The sequence below is a fragment of the Rhodopirellula sp. UBA1907 genome, from assembly GCF_002337565.1.
Lineage (GTDB): Bacteria > Planctomycetota > Planctomycetia > Pirellulales > Pirellulaceae > Rhodopirellula > Rhodopirellula europaea.
Window position 1 is genome coordinate 51,489 of the sequence record NZ_DDGH01000032.1, and the last position, 12,704, is coordinate 64,192.

The 12,704-nt window shown below is 55.3% G+C and carries 5 protein-coding genes; 4 read left to right on the top strand and 1 reads right to left on the bottom strand.

Annotated elements, in window-relative coordinates:
- The first annotated feature begins 2 nt into the window (after nt 1–2).
- From B2R17_RS07165 to B2R17_RS07180, 4 genes are all read left to right on the top strand, one after another.
- Complete coding sequence (locus B2R17_RS07165) at nt 3–1,217, top strand: DUF1559 domain-containing protein (RefSeq protein ID WP_286763424.1); 1,215 nt, start codon at nt 3–5, stop codon at nt 1,215–1,217.
- An 83-nt stretch (nt 1,218–1,300) separates the two neighbouring features.
- Complete coding sequence (locus B2R17_RS07170; RefSeq protein ID WP_286763420.1) at nt 1,301–1,459, top strand: hypothetical protein; 159 nt, start codon at nt 1,301–1,303, stop codon at nt 1,457–1,459.
- Between the two features lie 215 nt (nt 1,460–1,674).
- Nucleotides 1,675–2,556, top strand: a complete 882-nt coding sequence (locus B2R17_RS07175) for a phytanoyl-CoA dioxygenase family protein (RefSeq protein ID WP_286763421.1) — start codon at nt 1,675–1,677, stop codon at nt 2,554–2,556.
- Complete coding sequence (locus B2R17_RS07180) at nt 2,553–3,656, top strand: Gfo/Idh/MocA family protein (protein ID WP_286763422.1); 1,104 nt, start codon at nt 2,553–2,555, stop codon at nt 3,654–3,656. The genes B2R17_RS07175 and B2R17_RS07180 overlap by 4 nt, the downstream gene beginning before the upstream one ends.
- 67 nt (nt 3,657–3,723) lie before the next feature.
- On the opposite strand, the gene B2R17_RS07185 is transcribed toward B2R17_RS07180, so the two are convergent.
- On the bottom strand, nt 3,724–12,612 hold the full coding sequence (locus B2R17_RS07185; RefSeq protein WP_414707247.1) for a tetratricopeptide repeat protein: 8,889 nt from the start codon (nt 12,610–12,612) through the stop codon (nt 3,724–3,726).
- Nucleotides 12,613–12,704: the final 92 nt, after the last annotated feature.

The window sequence follows — 12,704 nt, forward strand, 5'->3', positions numbered from 1 at the left end:
CCATGAATTCCAGAAGAAAACTCGGCTTCACTCTTGTTGAGCTGCTCGTCGTGATTGCCATCATTGGTGTTCTCGTCGGTTTGCTCCTTCCTGCTGTTCAGGCTGCTCGTGAAGCTGCCAGAAGAATGAGTTGCAGCAACAATTTCAAGCAAATTGGGCTCGCCATCCACAACTATCACTCTGGCTTCAACCAGTTGCCCATCCACGGGACCGGCACGCCAAACAGAGCAGGAGCGGCTCCCGATGCGAACAACGCTGGAGAGGTTCCACGATCCAACAATCGTCTCGAACTCAGCATGTTGGTTGGGTTGTTGCCTTACATCGAGCAACAGGGATTGTGGGAACAAATCAGCAATCCACTCGCTGATCCCGTCACCGGAGCGATCTTTCCACCGATGGGACCAAGCCCCCGACGATGGATTGGCCAACAAGCCGCAGCTTACTACAGCCCATGGGCGACTGAAGTCAGCGGTTTTCGTTGCCCAAGTGATCCGGGCAGCGGGCTGCCAGCGGCCGCTCGTGGGAACTACGTCGCCTGCGTTGGTGACTCGGTCTTCCGACCAACGGGACCGCTTGACGATTCAGGCAACACCAATGCAGGTGCCGCGATCGAGAGCCAAGCTGCCAACCGTGGTGTATTTGTCGCGCGTCGCACCGTGAAATTTCGAGACATCCTTGATGGGCTTTCCAACACGATTGCTGCAGGCGAAGTGAACAGCGATCTTGGCGACAATGATGTGACAACGCGAGCGGCTCGAGCAACCATCAACCCTGGATTCGAAGGCGGCACCGAAAGCTGCAACGTTAACATCGATCCAGAGCGTCCACAGTTCTGGGCATCGACGGCTACCTTTGCACTTCACCAAGGTGGCGGAACCGAAGCGGAGCAGCGTCGAGGCTACAAGTGGTTCATGATGCGAACCTTGTGGGGAAGCGTTCATACCGTTAGTCCTCCCAACAGTCTTCTTTGTGCGAACGGCAACAACTTCGACACAGGGACGATGCCACCAAGCAGTCGTCACCAGGGTGGATGCCACGTGTTGTTGGCAGACGGGAGCGTGAAGTTCGTCACCGAATCGATCGAAGCTGGAAATCAAATGAGTGCCCACGTTGGGACCGCAGGTGGCTCTCTCGCCCCTGGAACGAAAAGCCCGTTCGGCGTCTGGGGTGCCCTCGGTACTCGCTCGGCAAAAGAAACGGAAGCAAGTCTCGAGTAGACAACACGGCTCAAACTCTTTTGGGGCTGGCGCGTCGCAAGATGCACCAGCCCCTCTTCTTAGAAACCATAATGGCTAACCCAATGCAAAAAACACTCCATTTCCTTCTCGTTTTGTCGGCACTGAGCTTCACCATCGGCTGCTCCGGTGCATCCGAAACCACCTCAACTCCCACGGATGCCATCCAAGAATACGCGGATGCCAACCCGGCTCCTCCCGAAGTTCCACTTGATGGAGAATGAATCCCAGCCCAAGCGATCTACCAAACCGCTTGGGACAGGGTAACGCGGCGACATCGACTGCAGACCAAAGAGCTGCAACTGACGGCATGCTTTCGCCATTCGTTAGTGAAAACGAACCAGCTCCTGAACCGGCAGGAGCTCAAGCAGTTTGTGGCGTTGAGGATCGCATACAATGACGCGCTGTCATTCGTTCCCGCGAACCTACCCCAGCGAAAATGCCCGGTCCACTCAACGAAGCTCAGATTGCCGACTACGACAGCCAAGGTTTCTTGTTGGCTGCCTCGTTGTTCGATGCCGATGAGATCGAACTGCTACGCCGCTCGGCAAAAGAAGACAAACGTTTGGATGACCATGCGTTTGGTCGCGACGACGGCGAAGGCGGCACGGTTCGGTTGTCGGTTTGGAATCATCCCGGCGATGGCATCTACGGAGCGTTCGCACGCTGCGACCGGTTGGTCCAAAGGGCCGAGCAACTGTTGCGTGACGAACCGTATCACTACCACTCCAAGATGATCATGAAGGACGCCCGAGTCGGTGGTGCGTGGGCGTGGCATCAAGATTACGGCTACTGGTACGGCAACGGTGTTTTGACGCCGAACTTGGTCAGTTGCTTCATTGCCGTCGATCCCGCGACGCGAGAAAACGGATGCCTGCAAGTCATTCGGGGTTCCCATGCGTGCGGACGCGTTCACCATCAACTGACTGGCCAACAAGCCGGTGCGGATCCGGAACGTGTGGCTGAAATCTTGAAACGGTTTGAGCTCGTGCATGTTGAAATGAGCCCGGGCGACGTGCTCTTTTTCCATTCCAATCTGTTGCATCGCAGCGATCAAAATCACAGCGAGAACCCTCGTTGGTCCATGATTTGTTGCTACAACGCCAAGTCCAATGATCCTTACATGGATTCACATCACCCTCGCTACACACCACTGGATCGATTGCCGGACTCCGCCGTGCGTGAAATCGGGGAGCAACGATTTGAAGACACGGACTCCCGCCAAAACGACTCGCAAAGTCAGTCCATGGCGTGGCTGGATCCCAATCGAGATGCCAGCGCGACCTCACTGAAAGCCCAAACAAAGGACGCGGAGAATTGACGCGGCGTGAAAGCGACTCAGTCGACTTGGGTATCGATCCCGTTATGCCGAAAGATCGCGAGGTGCCCATCGGGTGCATCGGCGCCGGCTTCATCATGGATGATTGCCAGTTGGTGGCGTACCGAGCCGCGGGCTTTTGTCCCGCAGCGATCGCTTCCCGGCGAAGAGAACAAGCCGACTCGGTGGCAGAGCGGCATGGAATCAGCAAGGTTTTTGACAATCCAAGCGAGCTGTTGGCCGACAGTTCGCTTGAAGTCATCGACATCGCGGTCCCGCCGGACGTTCAACTCAGCATCATTCAGGAAGCGGTGCGGCACCCGCACATCCGTGGCATCTTGGTTCAAAAACCCATCGCGGGTTGTCTTGCCGAGGCCAAGCAAATCGTTGATCTCTGCCGCGACGCTGGCATCACGCTTTGTGTCAATCAAAACATGCGTTACGACCAGTCGGTTCGGGCGTGCAAGACACTGCTGGATCAAGGCCAACTCGGCGAGCCTGTTTTAGCGACCATTGACATGCGAGCGATCCCGCACTGGATGCCTTGGCAACAACGGCAGGGTTGGATGACCTGCAGGATCATGTCGATCCACCACTTGGATGCGATGCGGTACTGGTTCGGTGATCCTGTTCGTGTCTTCGCCAGTTTCCGGACCGATCCGCGAACGACGTTCTCGCACATGGACGGCATCGGGTTGTACATCTTGGAGTACGCCAACGGTTTGCGTTGTCAAATTTGCGATGACGTGTGGGCAGGACCGGCTCGCGAAGGTGCGGCCGAAGACTTGGGGATCACTTGGCGAGTCGAGGGCACCAAGGGGATGGCTCGCGGAACCATTGGTTGGCCCAAGTACCCTCTTCGCTGCCCCAGCACGATCGACTGGACGACGACCGACATCGGCCGATGGGAACAACCACGCTGGGACAAAGTCTGGTTCCCCGACGCGTTCGCCGGACCGATGGCAGAACTGTTGGTCGCGTTGGAAACGGGTATCGAACCCAACCTAAGCGGTCGCGACAACCTGCGTACGATGGCCCTGATCGACGCATGCTACGAATCAGCAAAAACCCACCGTGCGATTGAGCTCCCAACACCCTCGTAGGAGCCGTTCAGTCCGGTTAGCCAAACGGATCAATTATCCAAGCGTCATGAGATTGCTCTCACGGTCATCAGTCTCCGACTTCGGCTCGCTCCATTAAATTCGCGGGAACTTCCTTGGGCCAATCTCCCGTCAGCTTCATGTCGCGGATGCGAACGTCTCGTTTGACCTCCCTCAGCAAACCGGGACGGGGTGGATCAGCGACTGGCAAACTGATCAATGGAGTGTCGTTCAACTCCACTCGCACGGTGTCACCATTACGGGTCAACTTCACCGTGTTCCACGCCTGATCATTGGGCACGTTTTCCGGCGCGACAGGATCGGCTGGTGGATCCAGTTTGTCCACCGCAATGAATTCGGTTGATGCCAAATCATTGGTGATGCGGATCCAGTTTGGCAGGGTGCCCTCTTTGGTGAACTTCAACGCCATGCGACCGACGGTCGGTTGTACTTCGGTATCATCCCACTCCCACCAAAAGGAATACTCCATCGACTCACCGTCGAGCAACGGACGCAGATATTCGATGTGGCTCGACGGATCGTAGACATTGTCCGCTTTTGCCGACATGTATTTCAATTCGTCATCCTTCACCGACCACTTGCCTTGGTCTTTTTCACTCGCAACCTTGCGGGCCTCCTCGATTTTCTCGGCGTTTTGATCCTCCCCGATAGGCAACAAAGGATCAGGCAAACCACGTCCGAAAGTCAAAATCCCCCAGCCTCTCATCGTTGGATCGATTGGATTGATCTGCTCTGGAATCACCGGGTTCCCCGTCAAGCGAATGTTGCTGAACTTGACCGTCCGACTCATCTCCTGCGTGAACGACAACCATGGGTAGGACTGCGTTTTCAAATCTTTGACATAGGGTTCGTCATTGCACAGTCCGATGACTTCGTTTTCTGTGACGTTCAGCTCCTCTTCGTTCACCTTTCCATTTTCAATGGACGGTACGGACACCTTCACGGTGCTGCCCGCCATGGCGGTGATGCGAGCTTTCTTTTCCCATCCGTCGGGTTGATACAGCACGCCACCGTAAGCGGTGTTGCTTGCCCCCGGATTGCCATCCCAGATGTCGGCTGAAAAACCAAACTCGCCTGAAACGGGAAAACGCAGCATTAGAAGCGATTGATTGTCACCACTCGTAGCACTGACCCAGCCTTCGTCATCCATCGCAAAGAGTGGATGCAAGGTTTCCGTGTCAGGAGTCGCCCGTGCCGGCAACCTGACTGGCACAAAATGCGCCAACGGCGAACCCTCCGTCGCACCGGCTGCCCGCCCCACTCCGGCAAACGCCATGGTTCTTCCCAAAGCAGACGTCACAGTGTTTCGCTGACTTCGAGTTGCATACGGCAAAAGTTTTGCGAGCAATGGCTTTGTCTGGTCGACCGCCACTCCGGCATCAATGCAACGAGCGATCAAATAGGTTGCCAACATTGGATACTCGAGCGTTGTGTCTTGCTTGGTAGGCTTATTGGCAATCAAGTCAGCTTTGATGGCGTCCAACGTCTTGAGAAGCGAATCAGACTCTGGGTTGCCCCCATCCTTCAACTGACCGGCCAAGCGAACCAATGCCGCGGCAATATCAGCGTCATCGCCAGCTCGCTCGCTTCGTCCGATCAATGCCTCGGCGACGTCGGCTGACTTGTTTGTCTTGGCTGCCAGATCGGCGAGCATCAACAGAGTATTGACCGTTGGAATTTGGGAAGTCGAAGTGGCCAGTGACTTGAAGTCTTCTAAACGCGGAGTTTGCCGACGAACGGATTCCGGCGGCGTGTCAAACCGAATGAACCCGGTCCAATGCATGATCGGGCTGTCGGCGTCGTCTCCCATTGCAATCTGCATGAGCAGGTCAAATTGCGTCGACTCAGGCAACTCCTTGATTGCAACCGCCAGCTTGGCCGGTGTCATCGAATCGCGATTCGAATCATCAGCCAGTTTCATTGCGATCAACTTGCGGATGAAGCCCGGGATTTGCTCCACCATCCCGTCATCAATCAATTCACCCAGCAACCGCTCCAGTTCACGCTGGGTGTATTCATCGCGGCGGTCGCCGTCATAGTTCGCGTAGCGTGCTTCACGGGTCACGATCTCAGCCTCGAGCACGTTTTGAAAATGTTCGAGGTCGCTACTCTTCGCGGCACTCTTCAACATCAAACGGCGAAGCTTGCTGGCGATGCTTCGATGGCGATTCGAGGTGTAGCTATCGGAGTCAATCAAGCCAGCGGTGCGTTGCAGCAACTCACCCGCCCGATCCGCAACTTGAGGCGCACTCGCTAGATCGCTCGGGTCTTGCAGCAGTGGCCAAATGCATCCGAGAACAAGATTGATGGTTTCGCTTTTGCGATAAGACTCTTGTTGCATCTGGGATGTGATCGAGTTCAGCGTCGAGGCGGATGACGTGATTTCGCTGACCTCAGGCAAGACCGAATCCAGCGATTCTGCGAACACGTCTAAAGCCGACACCAGCTTCTCCTCGTCCTGGGACGCCAATGCAAAATTAACCAACAGACTCGCACTCGTCGCCTTATCAGTTGATTTCGCGATTCGCTCTTGCAGTAGCTCATCCAGCTGCGCCGAGCGATCACACAGGACCGCTGAGATCATTAGCGACTTCGCAGCCGATTCCTTTCCGGAGTCGTCGGCCAATTCACCTCGGTCATATCCGGTGGTTGACACTATTTCCGTCGCATAGGGGAACACCGTTGCCGGGCGTTCCGGCGGCAGCACGATTTCCCGCAACGCCTCGTATATCAAAGGGATCGATGTCGCTGGGTCGCTCTTCGGCTTGCCGTCTTCACCGGGCGTCACATCGATGGAAGTAACGCCGCCAGACTCCGAATCATTCGTCTTTGAGTCCTCAGGTTCTGGATCGCGTTTGCCTAGTTTTTCTCCAGTTGCATCCGAGTAAAGATCGATGATTTCGTTGACTTGCCGAGTGAGCTCTCCCATCCCGCCATCATCGCGATTGCGAACATTCGTACTCTGCCGACTGATCGTGAACGCATCGCCCGTCGTCCTCATCTGCCGCAGCGGAGGACCGTTGCCAAGCGCCAACGTCAGAGCACGCGTGGAGATTTCGATGTCACCATCCATCGCTGCGGTTCGTGCAATCCCCAATGCGGTCTCGCACTTATCTTTAGAAAGCGGTGCGCCCGGCTCGATGTCATCCTCAATCCGGTCCAGATATATCGCGAATGATTGCGAATGATCGCCGGTCAATTTTGAAAGTGCCAACTCGAGCCGAGGATCCCCGGTCGTTCGGGCGACGCTGGTCATATAGTCAATCAAGTTCTTGCCGACTTCGGTGCCCGCGTCCGGATCGGTTTCGAAAACCGATTTAACAACCGGATACAGATCCAACAATGGTTTGTACTTGTCGGCGGAAGGAGCGCCTGCCGCTGCGGTCACTTCCTCGACGGGCGGAAGGGCCTCGAACAAGCGAGCCGCAGTGGGTTCAATATTCTCCGACTTGGTATGCGCGGCAATCAAAAGTTCCGTCGCGGGCAATGACCAATCTTCGGTGTGCTCAGATGAGAGATCGCCGATCACGGACGCAAGTTCATCGACGGCGTCCTGCCCTTCATCGATCGCAAGCGACGATCGGATTGCCATCGTCAGCCCTGGTTCGGCATCGCCTGCCAACAGCATCTCAACGGGCAAGTCCATTAGATCGACGCTGATCGCCCGCTTCTTAGAGTCTTTTGACTCAGCGAGTTCTTCAGTGAGCCACTGAATGTATTGCGTGGATGCTTTGGGCGTCACAGCTTCGGCTGCTGCCTCGGCTGCTTTGACAAACGACTCGCTCGTTGTCCCGGATCCATAGCGTTTGGCTCGTTCGAATCGGCCTGGATCCGAAAGGGCACGGCGATAGATCACAATCGCGTCAATCGGGCACCCCATGCTAACCAACTTGTCAGCGATTGATTTGTACTGCCGCAAATCTTGATAGTCCCCGTAGCCAGGGTTGTATTGGTTTTGCTCGGAATTATCGATCGAAGCGTAGCCCTCAAGCGCGAACTGACGAGCCAATCCGCTTTGACCATTGGCCGCGTAAACGTCGAGCAACCGAGCAGAAACTGAGAACTGGAAATCGTTCGGTGTAATGTTGCTATCATCGCTGGCGTATTCGTACATCTCGACCAACATCGCGGGTCGATCGGGAATGCCACCAATTTCTTCGACCACTTGACCCGCCTGCCATACCAAGCCACCGCTAATCGTTCGAGCCCCGGGTTCTTCGCCCTCTTCGCTTTTGGGGATCGCACTCCGAAGTCTTTCAGCTGCTTTGTCTTTTTGCTCCGACTTTTTCAAGTCCATCAGGGCGAGCAAGAACTCAGCGGTCGGTTTCGAGCTTTCATTCTTTTTGGCTTTCTCTGCCGCCTCGCCAAACTTTTTGGCAACCGCCTCGTCTGTAGTGACCAAGCCAACAACATCTTCCAACGGACCAATTGCTGTTCCGCCGCTTGAACGACTGCGAACCTGCCAAAGTGTTGACGTCGGCGAAAACGCATCATCACTGCAAATCGCCTCCACCACAGTCTCTTGAATCCCCGGGATATTCTTTCGTTCGGAATCGGGTACGTTGCGAAGAATGGAATAGAAGTTTTGGCGACCATACGGACTCTTCAGTGCATGACCAATGAACTTGCGTTTTGCCTCACTGAAATCTTGTCGATCGCCCATCGACACAAATTCCCCCAATCGATAGGAGGACAATGCCGCAGGGTCAAACTCCAACAACCTTTCGAACATCGCGTCTTCGCATTTGGCCGCTTGCACAGCTCGACGCATTTCGTAGTAGCTGTTGTTCATCAAGCTGGGATCTTTCTCGAAAGCGTCCAAATACATCTCGGCCGCTTCTTTGTGCTTTTTGCTCTTGGCCAAGGCGGCCGCCCGAGAGAGCAACTGCCTCGCATCAACGGGACGGTCGGTGGGGGCATCTTCCCAAAGAGCTGCTGCGTCGTCGGAACGACCAGCTGCCGTGTAGAGTTCGGCCAACTCGGATCGAACACGCATCGAGGCGGGCGATGTCTTGAGCCGCCGCTCGGCTCGTTCGATCAACGGTTCCATCCGTCCTGCTGATGTCAATATTTCGACGGCTTGTCGGCGATAGTAATCTTGATTGCTTTGGTTTTGGCGTCGTCCGCTGCCCAGCTTCCTCAGCAACGCGTAGGCGACTTCAGCAGCCGATTCCTTGTCATCGCTGGCCATGAACGATCTCGCGATCTGCAACTCGACACTGTCATCACGACTCTTGCCGCCTCGCATGCGACGCAGAACAGCGGCGGCCTTGTCATTCATTCCCAAGCGACGCAGTTGGTCCACCAACGCCAGTTGCGTATTCGTGTCCATCCGCATTCCGAACAATCGCTGCGCAGCCTGCTTCGCACGATCGATGTCCCCGAGTTCAGCGGCCAAGTTCATTGCCGCCATCTCTTTGCGAACCAACATGCGACTGTCCAGCGGATCGAAAGAATCCAACGCCTCCAGTGCAACGCGGGGTTGATTCAACTCGCTGGCCAACCGAGCTCTCTCGATCTGCAAATCGACGTCATCGGGATACTTTTCACAAAGCTCGATCAATTCACGATAGCAGTCCTCAGGACGGCCATCCCACCAATGAGCAAATGCGGCCAGCACACCACGCGACTTCAATTCGTAAATTGGAGCGTCCGGGAGAGGTTTCTGAAGATGCTCAATCATTTCCAACGGCACCCGCAACGATTGAGTACGGGTGTTCGTGTTTTTCGACGAATCCTCCGGCACCAAGCTCGACAACTCAGACACGATGGACTGGTCGATCAGGGACGTGGACAACGGAGCCTTGATCTGGATTGACCGGTAACTTCCCGATGGTGATTGATAGTAGGTTCGCAGCATGCCTTCAGAGAGCGGACTTTTGCGACTGCGGGAAAGAACGCCGCGACCGATGTTGGCCGCTAAGACGGCGTCGAGCAACTCAAGCCGGTGTTTATCAACAAACGCTTTGCTCCGCTTGGATGACCGTGTCATGCCACCGAGCGAACCATTGATGGAACGGCTTGGTTGCGCGGCCTTGCCACCGGTTTCATTTCGGATTGCAGGAATCAGGCGGCCTACCAACTCGCTGGCACGATCCTCTGATCCCATCCGCAAATGGAACATAAGAGTGGACAAAAGCTCGTCGTACGATGCGTCTTCATCAGGATCAGGAATCGCAAACTCAGCTGCTCGTTCCGGAAGTCCGGCGCGGTTGAATTCGTTGATCAAGATACTCCGCAGCATCAACTGGCTTGACGCCGTTTGCAGAGACGTCGTTTGCGGCTTGCCTTTATTCTTGTTGAACAGGTCGACCAAAATCTCTAAACGTTCTGTCGAAAGGGGTTCAGGCTGATCCTCTTTTTCACCCTCTTCTTCAGGCTCTTTGGTTTCGTCCTCATCCGGAACCGCGATGCGAGACGCCAACAGCGACAGGATGGCTGTCTGCCCATATTCAGGATCAAGCTCAGCCAATCGCCAGCTCAGTATCTCCTGCCGCCGTTTCGCTTCAGCGGCCTCCGCATCGTCTTCGTTGGTGTTGGTATTCGTCGCCAACACCGACTGGAACGATTGCAATGAGGTGTACTCCCAAAGCACCATCGCATCGTCGACCTCTTCGATTTCGGCAATGCTGAACTGCTCTTTCATCATCTCCTCGATCTTGGATTCAGCTTCTCCCGCCGGTGCTTCCTTGGCTTCACGCACCATCAACAGGGAAGCCGCCAAGATGCGAGCATGCCCAAAGACGTTGGGTTGAACTAAATTCAGGGAAGTCGCACCACTGCTGTATCCATAGGCGTTGTTTCCGTAGCGACCAATCCGATAGTTGCGAGCCATCGTGTAGCTGCTTTGCCCCCAATACCTCGGATTGGTTAAGTAATCCGCCGGGTAATTGGTGTTGCGTGAACTGGCCTTGACCGTCTTCTGAGTTGGCGGCTTCGCGTCCATCGGCAGATCCATCGCGCGGATCTGCTCGCACAGTTTGCCCGCTTCTTCATAGCGTTCTTTCTGGTCGTCACCGCTATCGTCGTAAAGCAACAGCTGGGCCAGCTCGAGCTTCACGTCCCACAGTCCAGGGTCACGATCGAGTGCTTCGCGACAAATCGCGATTGCCGCCTTGGTGTCTCCACGCATCGCAGCGGATCGGATCATCGAACCCAAGCGAACCGGATCGGATACCAAAGAGATTCGTTCGCCGAGTGCTGTCGCGACATCGATCATGCCCGCGTCGAGTTTTAGCTGCACCAGCTTGAAACGATTCTCGGGCGTATCAGCAAGCGAGACGATTCGCTCTTGATACTCGGCCGCCGTTGTCACCTCGTCAGCCAAATCACTCAGATTGACCATCGTTTCGAGCAATGCAACGTCGCGAGGTTGTTGAGCAATCAATTGGTCAATCGCTTGCCGAGCGGCCCCATAATCTTCAATCGCTTCGTAAGCGGCGGACGTCAAAAGCAAAGTGCCTCGAGTATCACCGTCTTCACGGCCGAGTGATTCGATTCTTGAAATCAACTCTTCAACATCACCTTGGCGATCGTACAGAGGCGCCAACTGCTTGATCAGACTGATCCGGTCATCGGTTTGAGACTCATACTGGATCGCTTGCCAGTAAAGTTCGATCGCTTCGTCGGTGCGATAACGCTCAGCCAATTCCGACGCCATCATCCTTCGTGGTCCGTTGTCACGCGGAGCCACGTTCATTGCCCGGCGAAGCGCCGTGAAGGCTTCATCATCACGGTTGGCACTGAGCGCGGTCCGTGCGTAGAACAGATAGGACTCAGGGCTGGCTGGGTTGGCATCAATCAACGATTCGCATGTCGCAAGCGCTTCATCAATTTGTCCAAGACGAGTCTGCAGCCCAGCGACACGCTGCAAATAGTTGGTGCGAAATCTGGTATCGACTTCGGATAGTTTTTCAAACAAAGTCACCGCGTCAGACAGACGAGATTGCCGCTCGGCAATGTCAGCGGCAACCACCAACACATCCACGTTATCGGGCTCTAGATCCTGAGCCTCCCGAATCGCCTCCGCCGCATCGGTCAATTGTCCAGCCGCTTGATGCATCAGGGCCAGTTGTCGCAATCGATCGACCGTAGGTGGTTGGGTCTCCAGCGTCGCGATCTGATCGCCCAGCGTTCCGGCCTGACGATACGTTTCGATCTGGTCTTTCAAGACCTGTTCTTGTTCGTCCGGAGTTTCCGCGATTTCGCGGGCCACCTCCAAACGGGTGAACGCTTCTTCATGCTGCTTCGCGTCTCGGAGTGCTTTTGCAAAACGCAGTTCCTGTGCGAACGTCAAATCCATTTCTGACGCATCCCGCCAGGCCGCGAGGGCTCGTTCGCCCAGTTCAAATGTGTTGAACACTTCCGCCAAGCGAACCAGCGAATCGCGATTCCGGCGATCTCCGGAGGCGATTGATTCCCATGTCTTGATCGCTTCTTCTTTGCGATCGAGCTTGTGCAGGTATTCACCCAAGTACTCGCGATATTGCGGAGACTCAGGATCAACCTCGATTGCCTGCTCATACAAATTGATCGCGTCTTCTTCTCGATCGATGCCTCGAAATCGGTCGGCAATCTGTGAAAGCGTGACTGCATCGTCGCTTCGGGCATCAGCCAGTTGCTGCCAAACACCGGCCGCGGCATCGCGACGCGCCTGCAATTCCGTTTTCTGGTCTTCCAGCAACAATTGTCCCCAACGCAGCAGATAGTCAGGGTTTTCGGGGTCGTCCTTTGACAAAGCCTCATACTGTGCGGCCGCCGATTGATTGTCCCCCAACGCAACCAACACGTCGATCAATGCCAATCGCACGTCGGCGTCACCCGGTGCTTTCGTGGTCGCGTCCAGGAGTGTTTTCTTAGCTTCGTCGAGGCGTCCGGCAGAGACCAGAATGCGTCCCAATCGAGTCTGCAACGCCAGATTGTCAGCGGAATCGGCCAACTGCTCTTGGTAATAATTCGCAATCGGATCGAAGATGGCTTTCTCAAATCTGGCGACTACGACGCACTCGCGAATTATTACCAAGAGCAGTT

Coding starts and splice junctions, on each gene's coding strand:
- B2R17_RS07175 (WP_286763421.1), top strand. CDS start 1,675: ATGCCCGGTCCACTCAACGAAGCTCAGATTGCCGACTACGACAGCCAA.
- B2R17_RS07165 (WP_286763424.1), top strand. CDS start 3: ATGAATTCCAGAAGAAAACTCGGCTTCACTCTTGTTGAGCTGCTCGTC.
- B2R17_RS07170 (WP_286763420.1), top strand. CDS start 1,301: ATGCAAAAAACACTCCATTTCCTTCTCGTTTTGTCGGCACTGAGCTTC.